The following is a 19,104-nucleotide window of genomic DNA, read 5'->3' as shown; positions in this document are numbered from 1 at the left end:
CCCGCCGGTTTGCAAGCGCAAGGAACCTATCGTCATGACGCAAAAGCATGTCACGCTGGTCATTACCCACGCTATTCGCCCCGAACACGTTGCGCAGTATGAAGCCTGGCTGGGCGAGATTATGCCTATCGCCGCTAACTATCCGGGCCATCTGGGGGCCAACGTTATTCGCCCGGTCGATGGGCAAACGGCCTGGAATATCATCATCCGCTTCGACACCATCGAACATCTCTACGCCTGGACGCAGTCCGACGTGCGACGCAAGCTGGTTGAGGAGATTGCCCCGGTGCTGGGTGAGGGTGATCGTACCGAAGTACGTACCGAAGCCGCCTTCTGGTTTACCCCGCCCGCCGCCAACGTTCGCCAGCCCAAACGCTGGAAACAGTTTCTGATAACGCTGCTGGTGATTTTCCCCAGTACCAATCTGGTGCCCGCGATTACCGGCATGCTGCTGCCGTCGTTAAAGGGAACCCTGTCGCTGCATTTTATCAATGATGCCTGTGTGGTCGCGCTGGTGGTCTGGTTCTGGATGCCCATCGTGACCCGCCTGTTTGCCGGTTGGCTGAAAAAGGCCTGAACCGACGCGAGGAGAACACTATGTCACAAACCGCTACCCTGATTTTAACCCAGGGGCAGATTCACACGCTTGACCCGCAGCAGCCGCTAGTAGACGCGGTGGCCATTGCCGACGGCAAAATTCTGGCCGTCGGCAGCGACGCGCAGATGATGTCCTGGGCGGGCGAAGGCACACAGATTGTCGACCTTCACGGTCACACGGTGATCCCTGGCCTCAACGACTCTCACCTGCACCTGATTCGCGGTGGGCTGAACTACAACCTCGAACTGCGCTGGGAAGGCGTACCGTCGCTGGCAGATGCGCTGCGTATGCTCAAAGAGCAGGCCGACCGTACGCCTTCGCCGCAATGGGTGCGCGTGGTAGGCGGCTGGAGCGAGTTCCAGTTCGCTGAACGCCGGATGCCAACGTTGCAGGAGCTTAACGACGCCGCGCCGGATACGCCGGTATTTGTGCTGCACCTCTACGATCGCGCGCTGCTCAACCGCGCCGCGCTGAAGGCGGTGGGCTACACCAAAGATACGCCAGCCCCTGCGGGCGGCGAGATTGTCCGCGATAACAACGGCAACCCGACCGGGATGCTGATTGCTAAACCTAACGCGATGATCCTCTATGCGACGCTGGCCAAAGGGCCGAAGCTGCCGCTGGAGATGCAGGTCAACTCCACCCGTCAGTTTATGCGTGAGCTGAACCGACTGGGGCTGACCAGCGCCATTGATGCGGGCGGCGGCTTCCAGAACTACCCGGAAGATTACGAAATTATTGAGCAGCTGCACGCCAATAAGCAGATGACTATCCGCATCGCCTATAACCTGTTTACCCAGCGTCCGAAGCAGGAGGTCGAGGATTTCGAACGCTGGACGGATATGCTGAAACCGGGGCAGGGTACCGACTTCTACCGTGCCAACGGCGCTGGCGAGATGCTGGTCTTCTCGGCGGCCGACTTTGAAGATTTCCTGCAGCCGCGTCCGGATCTGCCGCCGGGTATGGAAGATGAGCTTGAACGCGTGGTTCGTCACCTGGTCGAGCATCGCTGGCCGTTCCGCCTGCACGCCACCTACGATGAATCAATTAGCCGCATGCTGGACGTGTTCGAGAAAGTTAACCGTGATATTCCGTTCAACGGCCTGCACTGGTTCTTTGACCACGCGGAGACCATCACCGAGCGCAACATTGAGCGTGTGAAGGCGCTGGGCGGCGGGATTGCGGTGCAGCACCGTATGGCCTTCCAGGGGGAATACTTTGTTGACCGTTATGGCAAAGATGCGGTGAAACACACACCGCCGGTCGCGAAAATGCTGGAGATGGGCGTTCCTGTTGGTCTGGGTACGGACGCCACCCGCGTGGCAAGCTACAACCCGTGGACGGCGCTGTACTGGCTGGTTTCAGGGCGTACCGTCGGCGGCATGGCGATGTATGACGATGAAAACCGTCTGCCGCGCGATGTCGCGCTGGAACTGTGGACGGCAGGTAGTGCCTGGTTCTCCAGCGAGCAGGGGAAAAAGGGACGTATTGCCGCCGGGCAACTGGCGGATTTGGTGGCGCTATCAAAGGACTACTTCAACGTGCCGGAAGAGGAGATCAAAGGGATTGAATCGGTAATGACGATTGTCGATGGCCGCGTGGTCTATGCCGCCGGGCACTTCACGCCGATCGCCCCGCCGTCGATTCCGGTGGTGCCGGATTGGTCACCGGTGGTGAAAGTACCGGGCCACTATCGCTCCGCGCCTCCGGGTTCTGAGCATATCGGCGCGGTGGTTCAGATGCACCAGTGCTGCGGCAGCTGCGGCGTACACGGGCATCAGCATGACATTGCGCGTCAGTCTGGCATTCCGGTATCCGACGATCGCGCCTTCTGGGGCGCACTTGGCTGCTCCTGCTTCTCGTTCTAACCCGCTCTCAGGTGGTCAGGTTCACTGACCGCCTCTTCTTGTGATCCTCGCCTTATTGTTATCAATATATTTCAAATTTGTGATCTTTGTTGGTGCGTTCCGTCTGGATCTTTGCGCCTGCCTCTTCTAATGTCATTAACATCTTAATGATTAGATAATAATCAATAGATTTGTATATATCAGAATCGAGCAAGGCAAGCGCAATACCGCGCTGGCCACCGTTTTCACGTGCCAATGGGGATGCCAGATGAGTCACGTTTATACCGATAAACCGATATTAAACAGCCTGACCGGCAGTGAAGAAGAGCAGCGGTTATTAAAAAAGGTGGTGTGGAAAATCATGCCGGTGTTGTTTGTCGCCTACTTTTTCTCTTTCCTTGACCGCGTCAATATTGGCTATGCCAAGCTGCAGATGCAGAGCGCTATTGGCTTTACCGATACGCAGTATGCGATTGCGGCGGGGATCTTTTTTATCGGCTATGCGCTATGCGAAATTCCCAGCAATATGCTGATGGATAAAATCGGCGCACGTAAAACGCTGACTCGTATCATGCTGCTGTGGGGCACACTTTCCGCCTGCACGATGTTTGTGCAGACTATCAACCAGCTTTATGCGCTACGGATCTTGCTGGGTATTTTTGAAGCTGGGTTTGTACCGGGGGTGATCCTCTACTTTACCTACTGGTTCCCGAGTCATATCCGCGGGCGCATCACCGCCATCTTTCTGGTCGCCACGCTGACCGCGCCGATGATTGGCGGCCCCGTTTCCGGGGTGATGTTGCAATATATGCACGGTTGGCAAGGGTTGGAAGGCTGGCAGTGGATGTTCCTGCTGGACGCGCTGCCGGTCTTTTTCATCGCGGGGGTTATCTATTTTAATCTCGCCGATAGGCCGGAAGAGGCGACATGGCTAAGTCCGCAGGAAAAGGCGCTGCACCAGCAGATGATGCAGAAAGACCGGGAAAAGCAGGGCATCACGGCGGGTTATGGCACGCATGGTAAAAAAGCGATGCTGGGGGCGCTGGCTGACCCGAAAGTGTTCCTGCTAATAGCCTTTATTTTTGCCACCAACTGCGGCGCTTATGCGTTTAACTTCTGGCTGCCGACGATGATTAAGGAGATGGGGGTTGGCAATATCGCGGTTATCGCGCTGCTGGGAGCGATTCCGTTTGCCATGGCGATTCTGGGGGAACTCACGATTTGCCGCAGCTCCGATATCCGCCGTGAACGCCGTTGGCACTTTGTATTTGGTGCGACGCTTGCTGCTGTGAGCTTGATTGCGGTGGGTTATCTGGAGGTGCCGATGTACCTGAAGCTGGTGCTGCTGGGTGTTGCCGGGTTTGGCTTTAGCGGTGCATCGGGGATCTCCTGGACTTTCCCGTCGACCTATCTCGATCCGGTGAAAGCGCCGGCGGGGATTGCGATGATCAGTATGATCTCCACGTCGTCCGGCTTCTTTGCGCCGTGGGTAATGGGTGTGACGCGGGATATGACCGGGAGCAGTAATGCGGGGCTTTACAGCATTGCGGCGGTGCTGCTGGTGAGCGTGATTATCATGATTTTCTTTGCACCGAAGCGGGCGGTGTATGTGCAGCAGCCATCATAACGGGGTGTATAATAGACTCCTGCAAAACAAAAAGGCTCGCAATGCGAGCCTTTTTTTGACGAAACGTCAGCCGATTACAGGCTTGATACGTTTTCGCTCAGGTACTTAGCAACGCCGTCCGGAGATGCGTTCATGCCTTCTTTCCCTTTTTCCCACTGCGCCGGGCATACTTCGCCGTGCTGCTCGTGGAACTGCAGCGCATCTACCATACGCAGCATTTCGTCGATGTTACGGCCCAGCGGCAGGTCGTTAACCACCTGGTGACGAACCACGCCGTTAGCGTCGATCAGGAAGGAGCCGCGCAGCGCAACGCCTTCGTCTGGGTGTTCGATGCCGTAAGCTTTCTGAATTTCACGCTTAACGTCGGCAACCATTGCGTATTTCACTGCACCGATGCCGCCTTTGTCGACAGGGGTATTACGCCATGCGTTGTGAACGAATTCGGAGTCAAAAGAGACGCCAACCACTTCAACGCCGCGCTTCTGGAACTCTTCGTAACGTTTGTCGAAGGCAATCAGCTCGGACGGGCAGACAAAAGTGAAGTCCATCGGCCAGAAGAACAGAACGGTGGCTTTACCCTGGGTGTGCTGTTTGAAATTGAATTTCTCAACGATTTCACCGTTGCCCAGTACCGCTGCTGCGGTAAAGTCAGGCGCTTGACGAGTAACCAGAACCATGGGGTTCTCCTTTGAATTTATAAGGTTAATGGAACGCAACGCGGGCCAGTATAGGGAGGGTAAGCGGGGAACACAAAAAGACTATGACGATTAATAAGATAGGATTCACCTATCAATTATTATTTTACCAAAGGAATAAGCATAGCCGTTCCGTGGCCTGATGCAAGCCCTACAGCGCTTTGTTTTTCGCCTGCGCCATCATCTGCGGATAAAACTGCCAGAAGCGGGTCTCCAGCGCATCATAGTGTGCGTCGAGATCATGCCATGAATCGCGCAGCGCATCGAGCTTCGGGCGGCGGCTGGCCATCCCGTTCAGCACCCGCTGAATAAAGTCCATCTCGCCGTAGCGCTCCAGCCAGCGTTCAGACCACAGGTGTTCGTTCAGCGTCTGAAAGCGTGCCGGAGCATCCGGAAGGACCATAGCGACTTCGCTGCGAGCATAGCGGGTGAACTCAGGTAGAGCTATCTCCGGCGAGATTTGCGCCCAGTGGCGCGAAAGGAAATGGTCCCACATCACGTCGAGGGTAATCGGCGCGACGCGGCGCGTTTCGGGGCGGAACCATTCGCGCGCCTCTTTTACCTGCGGCAAATTGTCGGTCATCACGTCAACGCGGCGATGCATATAAATGCCGTCAACGATGTCGGCCGGGTAATCCTGCTGCGGGTTGCCGCGAACAAAATCAGCCAGCAGGTTTCCCGATAGCGAGCTATTGGCCAGGTGAGCAAGGTGCAGGTGAGCGAGAAAATTCATTGTTAAACGTTTATCCAGAGGGGTAAGGGTTGCAGGGATGTCTCCCCGGCACTAGACTACCCGCCTCATTATTAAGCCCAGAGTCACAGTCATGCGCGTTGCCGATTTCTCCTTTGAACTACCCGAATCCCTGATTGCCCACTATCCACAAGCCGAGCGTAGCAGCTGTCGCTTACTCTCTCTGGACGGGCCGACGGGCGCGCTGACGCACGGTACTTTCACCGATTTGGTCGACAAGCTCAACCCTGGCGATCTGCTGGTCTTTAACAATACCCGCGTGATCCCAGCGCGCCTGTTTGGCCGTAAAGCCAGCGGCGGCAAGATTGAAGTGCTGGTCGAGCGTATGCTGGATGATAAACGTATTCTGGCACATATTCGCGCCTCTAAGGCGCCGAAGCCGGGGGCGGAACTGCTGCTGGGCGATGATGAAAGCATTAAGGCGACGATGGTTGCGCGCCATGACGCGCTGTTTGAAGTCGAGTTCGATGACGAACGCAGCGTGCTGGATATTCTGAACGCTATTGGCCACATGCCGCTGCCGCCGTACATCGACCGTCCGGACGAAGACGCCGACCGCGAGCTGTATCAGACCGTGTATAGCGAAAAACCAGGTGCCGTTGCGGCACCGACCGCGGGCCTGCACTTCGATGAACCGCTGCTGGCGAAGCTTCGCGAAAAGGGCATCGAGATGGCGTTTGTCACCCTGCACGTGGGCGCGGGTACCTTCCAGCCGGTGCGCGTTGACAGCATTGAAGACCACATCATGCACTCCGAATACGCAGAAGTGCCGCAAGAAGTGGTTGATGCGGTACTGGCGGCGAAGGCTCGCGGCAACCGCGTGATTGCCGTCGGCACCACCTCCGTTCGCTCGCTGGAAAGCGCGGCGCAGGCGGCAAAAGATGAGCTGATCGCACCGTTCTTCGGCGACACGCAAATCTTTATTTTCCCAGGCTACCAGTACCAGGTGATTGATGCGTTGGTGACCAACTTCCACTTGCCGGAATCGACGCTTATCATGCTGGTGTCCGCTTTTGCGGGTTATCAGCACACCATGAACGCCTATAAGGCTGCTGTAGAACAAAAATATCGCTTTTTTAGTTACGGTGATGCCATGTTTATCACGTACAATCCGCAGGCTATTTTTGAGCGTGTCGGGGAGTAAGTTCCCGGCATGAGAATTTAACGTCAGACTGTTTTTCTGACGCAGGAGTAAAGATGAAATTTGAACTGGATACCACAGACGGTCGCGCTCGCCGCGGCCGCCTGGTTTTTGATCGTGGCGTAGTTGAAACGCCTGCCTTTATGCCGGTGGGTACCTACGGCACCGTTAAGGGCATGACGCCGGAAGAAGTAGAAGCGACCGGCGCGCAAATCATTCTTGGCAACACCTTCCACCTGTGGCTGCGCCCGGGTCAGGAAATCATGAAGCTGCACGGCGACCTGCACGATTTCATGCAGTGGAAAGGGCCAATTCTTACCGATTCCGGCGGCTTCCAGGTCTTCAGCCTGGGCGATATCCGTAAAATCACCGAGCAGGGCGTGCACTTCCGCAACCCAATTAACGGCGACCCGATCTTCCTCGACCCAGAAAAATCGATGGAAATTCAGTACGATCTCGGTTCCGACATCGTGATGATTTTCGACGAATGTACGCCGTACCCGGCGGACTGGGATTACGCCAAGCGCTCGATGGAAATGTCTCTGCGCTGGGCTAAACGCAGCCGCGACCGTTTCGATGGCCTCGGCAACAAAAATGCGCTGTTTGGCATCATTCAGGGCAGCGTTTACGAAGATTTACGTGATATCTCCGTCAAAGGTCTGGTGGAGATTGGCTTTGATGGCTACGCTGTCGGCGGCCTGGCGGTTGGTGAGCCGAAAGAAGACATGCACCGTATCCTGGAGCACGTTTGCCCGCAGATCCCTGCTGACAAACCGCGTTACCTGATGGGCGTTGGCAAACCAGAGGACCTGGTTGAAGGCGTTCGTCGCGGTATCGATATGTTTGACTGCGTTATGCCAACGCGTAACGCCCGTAACGGTCATCTCTTTGTGACCGACGGTGTGGTGAAAATCCGTAATGCCAAACATAAGAGCGATACCAGCACGCTTGATGCCGAATGTGATTGCTACACCTGTCGCAATTATTCGCGTGCATACTTGCATCATCTTGACCGTTGCAACGAAATATTGGGCGCGCGCCTCAATACCATTCATAATCTTCGCTACTATCAGCGCTTAATGGCTGGTTTACGCAAGGCTATTGAAGAGGGTAAATTAGAGAGCTTCGTGACCGATTTCTACCAACGCCAGGGGCGTACCGTTCCACCTTTGAACGTTGATTAATTTTAATAATGAGGGAATTTGAATGAGCTTTTTTATTTCTGATGCGGTAGCAGCAACCGGGGCTCCGTCGCAGGGCAGCCCGATGTCTCTGATTCTGATGCTGGTGGTTTTCGGCCTGATCTTCTATTTCATGATCCTGCGTCCACAGCAAAAACGTACCAAAGAGCATAAAAACCTGATGAGCTCCATCGCGAAAGGCGATGAAGTGCTGACTAACGGTGGCCTGGTGGGTCGTGTGACCAAAGTAGCGGAAACTGGCTACATTGCTATCGCACTGAACGACACCACTGAAGTGGTTATCAAACGTGACTTCGTAGCTGCCGTTCTGCCGAAAGGCACCATGAAGGCGCTGTAATATTTCGTTTTCCCAAAGGGAACTGCCGTGTTAAACCGTTATCCTTTGTGGAAGTATGTCATGCTGATCGTCGTTATTGTCGTCGGTCTGCTGTATGCGCTTCCCAACCTGTATGGTGAGGATCCGGCCGTTCAAATCACTGGCGTGCGCGGCGTCGCCGCCAGTGAGCAAACGCTGATCCAGGTCCAGAAAACGTTACAAGAAGAAAAAATTACCGCTAAGTCTGTGGCACTGGAAGAGGGCGCTATTCTTGCGCGCTTCGACACCACCGACATCCAGCTGCGTGCGCGTGAAGCGTTGGTAAACGTGCTGGGTGACAAATACGTCGTGGCGCTTAACCTTGCTCCGGCAACACCGCGCTGGCTCGCTGCGATTAACGCAGAGCCAATGAAGCTCGGTCTTGACCTGCGCGGTGGTGTGCACTTCCTGATGGAAGTGGATATGGACACTGCGCTGGGCAAACTCCAGGAGCAAAATATCGATAGCCTGCGCAGTGACCTGCGTGAAAAAGGCATTCCTTATACTACCGTTCGCAAAGAAGATAACTACGGTCTGAGCATCACTTTCCGTGATAGCAATGCGCGTGATGAAGCCGTCTCTTATCTGAGCAAACGCCATCAGGATCTGGTGATTTCCAGCCAGGGTAGCACCGCACTGCGTGCGGTGATGACCGATGCTCGCCTGAGTGAAGCCCGCGAATATGCGGTTCAGCAGAACATCAACATTCTGCGTAACCGTGTTAACCAGCTGGGCGTTGCTGAGCCAGTGGTTCAGCGCCAGGGTGCTGACCGCATTGTGGTCGAGCTGCCTGGTATTCAGGACACCGCGCGTGCGAAAGAGATTCTGGGGGCGACTGCAACCCTGGAATTCCGTCTGGTAAACACCAACGTTGACCAGGCTGCTGCTGCATCTGGCCGTGTGCCGGGCGACTCTGAAGTGAAAGACACTCGTGAAGGCCAGCCGGTTGTGCTGTACAAGCGTGTGATTCTGACCGGTGATCATATCACCGACTCCACTTCAAGCCAGGATGAGTACAACCAGCCGCAGGTTAACATCTCGCTCGATAGCGCGGGTGGTAACATCATGTCTAACTTCACCAAGGACAACATCGGTAAGCCGATGGCGACTCTGTTCGTGGAGTACAAAGACAGCGGTAAGAAAGATGCTAACGGTCGCGCCATTCTGGTGAAACAGGAAGAGGTGATTAACATCGCCAACATCCAGTCTCGCCTGGGCAACAGCTTCCGTATTACCGGTATCAGCAACCCGAACGAAGCGCGTCAGCTCTCCCTGCTGCTGCGTGCCGGTGCGCTGATTGCGCCAATTCAGATTGTTGAAGAACGTACTATCGGCCCAACTCTGGGTATGCAGAACATCAAGCAAGGTCTGGAAGCGTGTCTGGCCGGCCTGGTGGTCTCTATCCTGTTCATGCTCTTCTTCTATAAGAAGTTCGGTCTGATCGCGACAAGTGCGCTGCTGGCTAACCTGGTACTGATCGTCGGTATCATGTCACTGCTGCCGGGTGCGACGTTGAGTATGCCGGGTATCGCGGGGATTGTGTTAACCCTTGCGGTCGCGGTCGATGCTAACGTACTGATCAACGAACGTATCAAAGAAGAGCTGAGTAACGGACGTTCGGTACAACAGGCAATCAACGAGGGCTATGCCGGTGCGTTCAGTTCCATCTTCGATGCGAACATTACGACGCTGATTAAAGTCCTGATCCTGTATGCAGTCGGCACCGGGGCAATTAAAGGGTTCGCGATTACTACCGGTATCGGTGTGGCAACGTCGATGTTTACCGCGATTGTCGGTACGCGTGCCATCGTAAACCTGTTGTATGGCGGCAAGCGCGTCAAAAAGCTGTCAATCTGAGGAGTGCGATGTGGCACAGGAATATAGTGTTGAACAATTAAACCACGGCCGTAAAGTCTATGACTTTATGCGCTGGGACTACTGGGCTTTCGGCATCTCAGGTTTCCTGCTGATTGCGGCCATCGTGGTGATGGGCGTACGCGGGTTTAACTGGGGTCTCGATTTCACCGGTGGTACGGTGATTGAAATTACGCTGGAAAAACCGGCGGACATGGACCTGATGCGCGATGCGCTGGAGAAAGCGGGCTTCGTTGATCCGCTTCTGCAGAACTTCGGCAGCAGCCATGACATCATGGTACGTATGCCACCAACCAAAGGTGCGGATGGTGGCCAGGTGCTGGGTAGCAAAGTGCTGAGTGTGATTAACGAATCCACCAGTCAGAATGCTGCCGTGAAGCGTATCGAATTCGTTGGGCCAAGCGTGGGTGCCGATCTGGCGCAAACCGGTGCCATGGCGCTGATCGTCGCGCTGATCTCTATCCTGGTGTACGTCGGTTTCCGCTTTGAGTGGCGACTGGCGGCAGGTGTAGTTATCGCGCTGGCGCACGACGTTATCATTACGCTCGGGATCCTGTCGTTGTTCCATATCGAGATTGACCTGACTATCGTGGCATCGTTGATGTCAGTTATCGGTTACTCGCTGAACGACAGTATCGTGGTATCTGACCGTATTCGTGAAAACTTCCGCAAGATTCGTCGCGGTACGCCGTACGAAATCTTTAACGTGTCGCTGACCCAGACGCTGCACCGTACGTTGATTACGTCCGGTACCACGTTAGTGGTTATTCTGATGCTGTACCTCTTCGGTGGTCCGGTACTGGAAGGCTTCTCACTGACTATGCTTATCGGTGTCTCCATCGGTACCGCATCGTCTATCTACGTAGCCTCGGCGCTGGCGCTGAAGCTGGGTATGAAGCGTGAACATATGCTGCAGCAGAAAGTCGAGAAAGAAGGGGCGGATCAGCCGTCAATTCTGCCGTAATCTGTCGCACTTAGGGCACGAATAAAAGCCGCAACGCCGTAGGGTGTTGCGGCTTTTTTATTGCCCATTTAGACTGTGCGTATTCCCTTACATTGAACACGACATATCGAGTCATTATGGCCATCATCCCAAAAAACTACGTGCGGCTGGAAAGCGGCTACCGTGAAAAAGCGCTGAAACTGTTCCCGTGGGTCTGCGGGCGCTGTTCGCGCGAGTTCGTCTACTCCAATCTGCGTGAGCTGACGGTTCACCATATGGACCACGACCACACTAATAACCCGGAAGATGGCAGCAACTGGGAACTTCTGTGCCTGTTCTGTCACGATCACGAACACTCGAAATACACCGAGGCTGACCAGTACGGTTCCACGGTTATCGCCGGGGAAGATGCGCAGAAAGATGTGGGCGAGGCGACCTACAACCCGTTCGCAGACCTGAAAGCGATGCTGAACAAAAAGAAATAGCCGACGTGCTGTAACACGTACATGGTTACTGGAATCCCGATCGCAAGGTCGGGATTTTTTCGTTTTTAGGGCACGTCGATGCCGATGAGCAGAGTAGAATCAGCGGCAAGCCGGGTCTCCCGGTGAGGCGCAGTGTTGCGGGGGCTTGATCCCCGGTGGCCTTGTCGCTGGAAAGAGAAAACCCCCGCACATTGTTCGGTATTCACCGGCAACATAACGGGGGCTAACTTGACTCCAGACAAGTTGAGGATAGCCGCGAACCGTTGCCATTGCAACCAAGGCGGCTGTATGACGCTCACGGAAATTTGCATTATTGTCTGGCACGATCTGGCCGCACCTACGCTGGTCGGTATTGCGACAGGTCTGTTTTCAGGCTGGTGGCATAGTCAGAGGTAAGGCGAGGTGGGCGAACCTGCCGCTCGCGTGGCAGCATGCGCCCGAAACAGGCCAGAGGGAAACCTCTGGCCTTTTTTGCGGTGTCGAACTTAGAAGTTGTAACCTACAACAAAGTAACCACCCCAACCGGTTGATTTCGCGCTGAAATCACCTTCGCCCCAGTTCAGGGTATTGCCACCCTGCCACTGGCCGCCGTTATGGAAGTAACGGGCAACTACGGAGTAGTGCCAGTGATCGTAGTTCAGCGCCAGGATGTGGCTGGACGCGATGGAGTTGCTGGTACGGTTCGGTTCGTCGCCGAGATCGGAACCCCAGTCGAAGTTAGTGAAGCCGATGTAGCTCAGCTTGCCGCCCCACAGATCGCTGATTGGCACAAAGTATTTCACTTTGAAGCGGTAACCATCCCACTCGTTTTCATTCGCGGCACCGTAGTTCTGCCACTGGTATTTGGCATACACGTTCAGGGACAGGCCCATCGGCAGGCCGGTGTCGATATCGGTACCCAGACCCATATACCAGGTGCTCTGGCGGCTGGCTTTGTTGTCACCCATATCGTAGATATAGTTGTTCGCGATGTACCACTCTTTGAACGGACCAAAGCTCAGGTCAGCACCGGTCAGCTTGTCGATAGAGAAGCGCGGTTCGATCTCCATGAACATTGGGGAGCCGTCAGACCATACGCCTTTATCGTTGCCGTTACCCCAGTCAAAGGTCTTAGGAATATCGATGTAGCCGTAGAAGTCGAGCCAGTCTTTTTTGGCAAACGCTTCATATTCCAGGTATACGTCGTTGTTCAGCTTTGGCGAGAAGCGGGTGTGATAGCTACCCACCACGTTTACGCTCTGATGCCACCAGTCGGAGACATACTGAGGTTGAGAGTCACCTGCTGCGTTAGCAGTGAAAGATGCGGAGAGCGCCAGTGCAGCACCGGCTGCTAATAATGTTTTTTTCATATTTGTGCCACTAATAAAAAAAAATCGAAAGAGAGTGATTTTTATCACCGAAGTTTTTCTAAATGTTTCGTGTTTCTGCGAGCCTATTATATGAATCCTTGCTCACGAAAATCAGTCATAGTTCACACATTTTTCAAACGCGTAATCGATTGCGTTCACGTTTGCGTAGTTTAGACGCCGCGATTGTACTGATGGGGTGAATTATTGCAAATGTTTACATACGAGAAATGTGTTTCAGGCGGGGGGCAGAGAAGGCGAATTCAGGGGGAAGTAGTGTTACAACTTCCCCCTGTAGAACGGCTACTGTGCGTTGGCAGGCTGCACGTCGTGAATACGGACAAAGCCGAGCTTATCGGGGGTAACGCCGTTAAGCTGTAGCGGGATATCGACGTCGCTCGGTGCCAGCACGCTTGCTGGCGCGGAGAAGAGCTGATTCTGCACGTTGACCTCTTGATACTGCTCGGTTGTGCCCTGAATCTGCCCCCATTCTACGGTGCCGGTGAAGGCCGGGAGCGCCTCGTTCGATTCCCCTTGAATGCGCAGCGTGACCGCCGTGCCCTGAGCATTAGCGGCGATATTGCGCAATGACATGCGCAGGGTCCCCACCTGGCTGTTCAGACGGGCAGGGGTGTTAGCGCCAGGCAGCAGGTAGACACCGCGCGTTGATTTCGCATTCAGCGCATTTTGCTGGGTGATTTTTACCGTCTCTTTATTCAGCTGCGTCATCTCGGTGCTGAGCGCGCTGATGCTTTGGTGCATCTGCTTGACTTCAGACTGCTGCGCGCAGGCGCTCAGGCTGACGAGGCTTCCCAGCAGGGCGATTCTTAGGTAACGTCTTGTCATGCTGTCTGTTTCCTTCTCTTCGGGATAACGCAATGGTAGCGCGCAATACGGCATCTGACATCGATCCTTTGTCTCAAAAAGCGCTGCGCCTTTGTTGTATTCCCAGTTCAGGGTAAAATAGATTCCCATCACCTCATCGTCAGGACGTCGTATGCACTGCCCATTCTGTTTCGCCGTAGATACTAAAGTCATTGACTCCCGTCTCGTGGGAGAAGGTTCTTCCGTTCGCCGCCGCCGGCAATGTCTGGTGTGCAACGAGCGCTTTACCACCTTTGAAGTGGCAGAACTGGTGATGCCGCGCGTGGTGAAAAGCAACGACGTGCGTGAACCGTTTAATGAAGATAAGCTGCGTAGCGGCATGCTGCGTGCGCTGGAAAAACGTCCGGTCAGCTCCGATGATGTGGAAATGGCGATTAATCATATCAAATCGCACCTGCGTGCGACCGGTGAACGCGAAGTGCCGAGCAAGCTGTTGGGTAACCTGGTCATGGAACAGCTGAAAAAGCTCGATAAAGTGGCCTATATCCGCTTTGCGTCGGTTTACCGCAGCTTCGAAGATATTAAAGAATTTGGCGAAGAGATCGCCCGCTTACAGGACTAAGCTATGCACGATGAAATGTACATGGCGCGCGCGCTAAAGCTGGCGCAACGCGGTCGCTTTACCACTCATCCCAACCCGCGCGTGGGCTGCGTGATTGTCAATCAGGGCGAAATTGTTGGCGAAGGTTTCCACTACCGCGCCGGTGAACCGCATGCGGAAGTGCACGCGCTGCGCATGGCGGGTGATAAAGCCAAAGGCGCTACCGCCTATGTGACGCTCGAACCGTGCAGTCACCATGGCCGCACGCCGCCTTGCTGTGACGCGCTGATTGCCGCGGGCGTTTCCCGCGTTGTCGCCGCCATGCAGGATCCAAACCCTCAGGTCGCGGGGCGTGGGCTGTACCGCCTGCAGCAGGCCGGTATTGAAGTCAGTCACGGTCTGATGATGAGCGAAGCCGAAGCGTTGAACAAAGGCTTCCTCAAGCGGATGCGTACCGGTTTTCCATACATCCAACTGAAGCTTGGCGCATCCCTTGATGGCCGTACGGCGATGGCCAGCGGTGAAAGCCAATGGATTACCTCGCCGCAGTCGCGGCGCGACGTGCAGCGCCTGCGTGCAGAAAGCCACGCGATTTTAACCAGCAGCGCCACGGTGCTGGCGGATGACCCGGCACTGACCGTGCGTTGGGACGAGCTCAATGCCGAAACGCAGGCACTCTACCCGCAGGACAGTCTGCGTCAGCCGCTGCGCATCGTTATCGATAGCGGCAACCGCGTCACGCCGGAGCACCGTATCGTGCAGCAGCCAGGTGAAACGCTGTTTGCGCGCACCGGGGATGATACCCGCGTGTGGCCGGAAGGCGTACAGACACTGAAAATACCGGAGCACAACGGTCACCTCGATCTAGTGCTGCTGATGATGCAACTGGGCAAACAGCAGATTAATAGCATCTGGGTGGAGGCGGGGCCAACGCTTGCTGGCGCGCTGATTCAGGCGGGGCTGGTCGACGAGCTTATCGTCTATATCGCGCCTAAACTGTTAGGAAGTGATGCTCGGGGATTATGTGTGCTGCCAGGCCTTGAGAAACTGGCCGACGCCCCCCATTTCAAATTCAACGAGATACGCCAGGTGGGCCCGGATGTGTGCCTGCATTTAACCACTGCGTGAGGCTTTCCGAATTAGAGGAAGCAGCGCCCAGAATATTATGATAAAATCCGCCCCCCTGCGGGGCAAATGAACCCAAAGGAAGAGTATGAACATTATTGAAGCTAACGTTGCTACCCCGGACGCTCGCGTCGCCATCACCATCGCGCGTTTCAACAACTTTATCAATGACAGCCTGCTGGAAGGTGCTATCGACGCCCTGAAGCGCATTGGTCAGGTTAAAGATGAAAACATCACCGTTGTTTGGGTTCCAGGTGCTTATGAACTGCCTCTGGCGGCTGGCGCACTGGCTAAAACCGGTAAATACGATGCGGTGATCGCGCTGGGTACAGTTATCCGTGGCGGTACTGCGCACTTCGAATATGTTGCTGGCGGGGCAAGCAATGGCCTGGCGCACGTCGCTCAGGACAGCGAAATCCCGGTAGCCTTTGGTGTTCTGACCACCGAAAGTATTGAACAAGCCATCGAACGCGCTGGCACAAAAGCCGGTAACAAAGGTGCAGAAGCTGCACTGACCGCGCTTGAAATGATTAATGTATTGAAAGCCATCAAGGCCTGATTTTTGTAAGGGGAAATCCGTGAAACCTGCTGCTCGTCGCCGCGCCCGTGAGTGTGCCGTCCAGGCGCTCTACTCCTGGCAGTTGTCCCAGAACGACATCTCCGATGTTGAATACCAGTTCCTGGCGGAACAAGACGTTAAAGATGTCGACGTCGTGTACTTCCGTGAACTGCTGTCCGGGGTGGCGACTAACAGCGCGTACCTCGACGGATTGATGAAGCCATACCTGTCCCGTATGCTCGAAGAGCTGGGCCAGGTAGAGAAAGCCGTACTGCGCATCGCGCTGTTCGAGCTGTCGAAGCGTGATGATGTGCCATACAAAGTGGCTATTAACGAAGCTATCGAACTGGCGAAAACCTTTGGCGCTGAAGACAGCCACAAGTTTGTCAACGGCGTGCTGGATAAAGCCGCTCCTGCTATTCGTCCCCACAAAAAGTAATCTCCAGGCCGGGTTTTGCCGAATCTCTTTCTGGCAAATCCCGGCCTTGTTTTATCCTTCTGCTGAGGCATAACGTATGGCATGCGGCGAATTCTCCCTGATTGCCCGTTATTTTGACCGAGTTCGAAACGCCCGTCTTGATGTAGAAACCGGAATCGGCGACGACTGCGCGTTACTCAATATTCCCGAAAAACAGACCCTGGCTATCAGCACCGACACGCTGGTGGTGGGCAACCATTTCCTTCCTGATATCGACCCGGCTGACCTGGCCCACAAAGCACTGGCGGTAAACCTGAGCGATTTAGCCGCAATGGGTGCTGACCCGGCCTGGCTGACGCTTGCGCTGACGCTGCCTGCGGTGGATGAAGCCTGGTTGGCGGCGTTTAGTGACAGGCTGTTTGAGCTGTTAAGCTATTACGATATGCAGTTAATCGGCGGCGACACCACCAAAGGGCCGCTGTCGATGACGCTGGGTATTCACGGCTACGTGCCGGTGGGCCGCGCGCTGAAACGCTCGGGCGCAAAACCGGGTGATTGGATCTACGTGACCGGCACACCCGGTGACAGCGCGGCGGGTCTGGCGTTGATTCTGAACCAGCTGACGATTGATAACCCTGAAGATGCAGCCTATCTGCGTCAGCGCCATCTGCGCCCGACGCCGCGTATCCTGCAGGGGCAGGCGCTGCGTGACCTGGCAAACTCGGCTATCGATCTCTCCGATGGTCTGATTTCCGATCTGGGGCATATTCTTAACGCCAGCGGCGTCGGGGCCCGCGTTGACCTCGATTTGCTGCCGTACTCGGATGCGCTGCGTCGCCATGTACCGCCGGAGCAGGCGTGCCGCTGGGCGCTTTCCGGTGGTGAAGACTATGAGCTCTGCTTTACCGTTCCGGAACTGAACCGCGGCGCGTTGGAAGTGGCGCTGAGTCAACTGGGCACACCGTTTACCTGCATTGGGCAAATCAGCGCCGATGTGGAAGGACTGCATTTCACCCAGGACGGTAAAGCGGTGCAGCTCGACTGGAAGGGATACGATCATTTTGGCTAAGCATGATGAAGCAAAACGTCGTCTGAATTTACGCAACCCCTGGCACCTGCTGGCAACGGGGTTTGGCAGCGGTCTGAGCCCGGTAATGCCGGGCACGGCTGGTTCGATTGCCGCCATTCCCTTCTGGTACGTGCTGACGTTCCTGCCGTTACAGCTCTATTCGCTGGTGGTGATGTTCGGTATTTGTATCGGCGTTTATATCTGCCGCCGCACGGCGCGCGATATGGGTACCCACGACCATGGTAGCATCGTCTGGGATGAGTTTATCGGCATGTGGATTACGCTGATGGCGATTCCGGTCATCAGTTGGCAGTGGGTATTGGCGGGCTTTGTGGTGTTTCGTATTTTTGATATGTGGAAGCCCTGGCCTATTCGCTGGTTCGACCGAAACGTCCATGGTGGAATGGGGATTATGGTCGACGATATCATCGCTGGGGTGATTTCGGCGGCGATACTGTTTGTGGTAGGGCATTACATTCTGTGATGCGTTAACCCTCACCCCGACCCTCTCCCTGGAAGGGAGAGGGAGAAAACCGCCTCGCCGCCTTTTGGTGGAGAGGGAGAAAACCGCACCAAACGGTTCCCTCGCCCCTTTGGGGAGAGGGTTAGGGTGAGGGGACATCCGGGCGCGTTACTTAAACCCAACCACGGGATGCGGCTGATACGGCGCTTCCATCGATGCAATCTGCTCCGGCGTCAGCGTAATATCCACCGCACTCAACAGCTCATCTAACTGATCTTCGCGGGATGCTCCAATAATCGGTGCCGCCACCCCCGGCTTACTCAGCAGCCATGCCAACGCCGTCTGCGCTCGGCTGGCTTCAACTTCCTGCGCGACCCGCTCCAGTTCCCCGGCAATCTGCTCATCGTTCTCTTCGGTTGAGCTATACAGCGTTTGCCCGAACTCGTCGGAGACCAGCCTTGCTGTCGTCTCGCCCCACGGGCGCGTCAGGCGACCACGCGCCAGCGGGCTCCACGGAATTACCGCTACCCCTTCCTGAGAGCAGAGCGGCAGCATATCGCGCTCCTCTTCCCGATAGATCAGATTGTAGTGATCCTGCATGGTGACGAACGGCGTCCAGCCGTTGGTTTTTTGCAGCGCCAGCGCATGGGCAAACTGACGAGCGTGCATTGATGATGCGCCAATAAAGCGTGCCTTACCGGACTTCACCACCTCATCCAGCGCCTCCAGCGTCTCCTCAATGGGCGTGCGGTAGTCCCAGCGGTGAATCTGTAGCAAATCGACGTAGTCCATCCCGAGGCGCTTTAAGCTGTCGTCGATGGAGCGGAGAATTTGCGCACGGGACAGACCTTCTTCCAGGTCACCCACCTGATGATAAACCTTGGTGGCGACCACCACCTCATCACGGCGAGCGAAATCGCGCAGCGCACGGCCGACAATCTCTTCGCTGCTGCCGTCAGAATAGCTATTTGCGGTGTCGAAAAAGTTGATGCCGCCTTCGATGGCACGCTGGATGATGGGGCGGCTGCTGTCTTCCGGAAGCGTCCAGGCGTGTTTACCCCGATCCGGTTCGCCGAAGGTCATACAGCCAAGGCAAAGACGAGAGACCCGAAGGCCGGTGTGTCCTAACGTATCGTATTGCATGAATCAGCTCCTGCTAGCGGGTAAGCGGTTTACCTT

The 19,104-nt window shown here is 55.4% G+C and carries 22 protein-coding genes; 16 read left to right on the top strand and 6 right to left on the bottom strand.

The genetic code is table 11. The features are described from left to right. Window positions 1-34 precede the first annotated feature (34 nt). Window positions 35-577 (top strand): antibiotic biosynthesis monooxygenase, encoded by a 543-nt coding sequence (locus V6940_RS05870; protein WP_333495180.1) that lies wholly within the window; start codon window positions 35-37, stop codon window positions 575-577. A gap of 20 nt (window positions 578-597) precedes the next feature. Continuing rightward, a complete protein-coding gene (locus tag V6940_RS05865) occupies window positions 598-2,466 on the top strand; it encodes an amidohydrolase (RefSeq protein WP_333495179.1) in 1,869 nt (622 codons plus the stop codon). Window positions 2,467-2,527: 61 nt separating this feature from the next. On the opposite strand, the gene V6940_RS05860 is transcribed toward V6940_RS05865, so the two are convergent. Next, entirely contained in the window at window positions 2,528-2,701 is a 174-nt protein-coding gene (locus tag V6940_RS05860) for a hypothetical protein (protein ID WP_333495178.1), read from the bottom strand. 12 nt (window positions 2,702-2,713) lie between these two features. Between V6940_RS05860 and V6940_RS05855 the strand changes: the two genes are divergently transcribed. Then, on the top strand, window positions 2,714-4,072 hold the full coding sequence (locus tag V6940_RS05855) for an MFS transporter (RefSeq protein ID WP_333495177.1): 1,359 nt from the start codon (window positions 2,714-2,716) through the stop codon (window positions 4,070-4,072). A 74-nt stretch (window positions 4,073-4,146) separates the two neighbouring features. Here V6940_RS05855 and V6940_RS05850 read toward each other — a convergent pair whose 3' ends face one another. Then, complete coding sequence (locus V6940_RS05850) at window positions 4,147-4,749, bottom strand: peroxiredoxin (protein WP_064547849.1); 603 nt, start codon at window positions 4,747-4,749, stop codon at window positions 4,147-4,149. A 169-nt stretch (window positions 4,750-4,918) separates the two neighbouring features. Next, complete coding sequence (acpH, locus tag V6940_RS05845; protein WP_333495176.1) at window positions 4,919-5,500, bottom strand: ACP phosphodiesterase; 582 nt, start codon at window positions 5,498-5,500, stop codon at window positions 4,919-4,921. A gap of 91 nt (window positions 5,501-5,591) precedes the next feature. On the opposite strand from acpH, the gene queA reads away from it, so the two are divergent. From queA to V6940_RS05810, 7 genes are all read left to right on the top strand, one after another. Continuing rightward, the gene (gene queA / locus V6940_RS05840; RefSeq protein WP_333495175.1) at window positions 5,592-6,662 is read left to right on the top strand and encodes a tRNA preQ1(34) S-adenosylmethionine ribosyltransferase-isomerase QueA; all 1,071 of its coding nucleotides are present in this window, start codon (window positions 5,592-5,594) and stop codon (window positions 6,660-6,662) included. A gap of 53 nt (window positions 6,663-6,715) precedes the next feature. Next, a complete protein-coding gene (gene tgt, locus V6940_RS05835) occupies window positions 6,716-7,843 on the top strand; it encodes a tRNA guanosine(34) transglycosylase Tgt (RefSeq protein ID WP_123649993.1) in 1,128 nt (375 codons plus the stop codon). A 22-nt stretch (window positions 7,844-7,865) separates the two neighbouring features. Next, entirely contained in the window at window positions 7,866-8,198 is a 333-nt protein-coding gene (gene yajC, locus V6940_RS05830; RefSeq protein ID WP_123649994.1) for a preprotein translocase subunit YajC, read from the top strand. 27 nt (window positions 8,199-8,225) lie between these two features. Beyond that, on the top strand, window positions 8,226-10,073 hold the full coding sequence (gene secD, locus V6940_RS05825; protein ID WP_333495174.1) for a protein translocase subunit SecD: 1,848 nt from the start codon (window positions 8,226-8,228) through the stop codon (window positions 10,071-10,073). Between the two features lie 10 nt (window positions 10,074-10,083). Then, window positions 10,084-11,055 carry a protein translocase subunit SecF gene (gene secF / locus V6940_RS05820; protein ID WP_185667175.1) on the top strand — a complete coding sequence of 324 codons (972 nt, stop codon included), beginning with the start codon at window positions 10,084-10,086 and terminating at the stop codon, window positions 11,053-11,055. Window positions 11,056-11,171: 116 nt separating this feature from the next. Continuing rightward, complete coding sequence (gene yajD / locus V6940_RS05815) at window positions 11,172-11,519, top strand: HNH nuclease YajD (protein ID WP_333495173.1); 348 nt, start codon at window positions 11,172-11,174, stop codon at window positions 11,517-11,519. A 288-nt stretch (window positions 11,520-11,807) separates the two neighbouring features. After that, a complete protein-coding gene (locus V6940_RS05810; RefSeq protein WP_333495172.1) occupies window positions 11,808-11,915 on the top strand; it encodes a type I toxin-antitoxin system toxin Ldr family protein in 108 nt (35 codons plus the stop codon). A gap of 89 nt (window positions 11,916-12,004) precedes the next feature. On the opposite strand, the gene V6940_RS05805 is transcribed toward V6940_RS05810, so the two are convergent. Then, window positions 12,005-12,868 (bottom strand): nucleoside-specific channel-forming protein Tsx, encoded by an 864-nt coding sequence (locus tag V6940_RS05805; protein WP_333495171.1) that lies wholly within the window; start codon window positions 12,866-12,868, stop codon window positions 12,005-12,007. A 300-nt stretch (window positions 12,869-13,168) separates the two neighbouring features. Beyond that, window positions 13,169-13,711 (bottom strand): DUF3251 domain-containing protein, encoded by a 543-nt coding sequence (locus V6940_RS05800; protein WP_333495170.1) that lies wholly within the window; start codon window positions 13,709-13,711, stop codon window positions 13,169-13,171. A gap of 151 nt (window positions 13,712-13,862) precedes the next feature. Between V6940_RS05800 and nrdR the strand changes: the two genes are divergently transcribed. The 6 genes from nrdR (at window position 13,863) to pgpA (ending at window position 17,946) form a co-directional block, all read left to right on the top strand. Continuing rightward, entirely contained in the window at window positions 13,863-14,312 is a 450-nt protein-coding gene (gene nrdR / locus V6940_RS05795; protein WP_052283888.1) for a transcriptional regulator NrdR, read from the top strand. 3 nt (window positions 14,313-14,315) lie between these two features. Further along, window positions 14,316-15,419, top strand: a complete 1,104-nt coding sequence (ribD, locus tag V6940_RS05790; protein ID WP_333495169.1) for a bifunctional diaminohydroxyphosphoribosylaminopyrimidine deaminase/5-amino-6-(5-phosphoribosylamino)uracil reductase RibD — start codon at window positions 14,316-14,318, stop codon at window positions 15,417-15,419. An 85-nt stretch (window positions 15,420-15,504) separates the two neighbouring features. Continuing rightward, complete coding sequence (gene ribH, locus V6940_RS05785) at window positions 15,505-15,975, top strand: 6,7-dimethyl-8-ribityllumazine synthase (protein ID WP_001021161.1); 471 nt, start codon at window positions 15,505-15,507, stop codon at window positions 15,973-15,975. Between the two features lie 19 nt (window positions 15,976-15,994). Beyond that, window positions 15,995-16,414 carry a transcription antitermination factor NusB gene (gene nusB, locus V6940_RS05780; RefSeq protein WP_185667171.1) on the top strand — a complete coding sequence of 140 codons (420 nt, stop codon included), beginning with the start codon at window positions 15,995-15,997 and terminating at the stop codon, window positions 16,412-16,414. Between the two features lie 76 nt (window positions 16,415-16,490). Next, window positions 16,491-17,462, top strand: a complete 972-nt coding sequence (gene thiL, locus V6940_RS05775; protein ID WP_333495168.1) for a thiamine-phosphate kinase — start codon at window positions 16,491-16,493, stop codon at window positions 17,460-17,462. Further along, entirely contained in the window at window positions 17,449-17,946 is a 498-nt protein-coding gene (gene pgpA / locus V6940_RS05770; protein ID WP_333495323.1) for a phosphatidylglycerophosphatase A, read from the top strand. The genes thiL and pgpA overlap by 14 nt, the downstream gene beginning before the upstream one ends. Window positions 17,947-18,093: 147 nt before the next feature. On the opposite strand, the gene V6940_RS05765 is transcribed toward pgpA, so the two are convergent. Then, window positions 18,094-19,068, bottom strand: a complete 975-nt coding sequence (locus V6940_RS05765; protein ID WP_333495167.1) for an aldo/keto reductase — start codon at window positions 19,066-19,068, stop codon at window positions 18,094-18,096. Window positions 19,069-19,104: the final 36 nt, after the last annotated feature.

The organism is Kluyvera sp. CHPC 1.251 (assembly GCF_036759945.1).
Lineage (GTDB): Bacteria > Pseudomonadota > Gammaproteobacteria > Enterobacterales > Enterobacteriaceae > Kluyvera > Kluyvera sichuanensis.
This window is presented reverse-complemented; position numbering and strand designations above follow the sequence as displayed.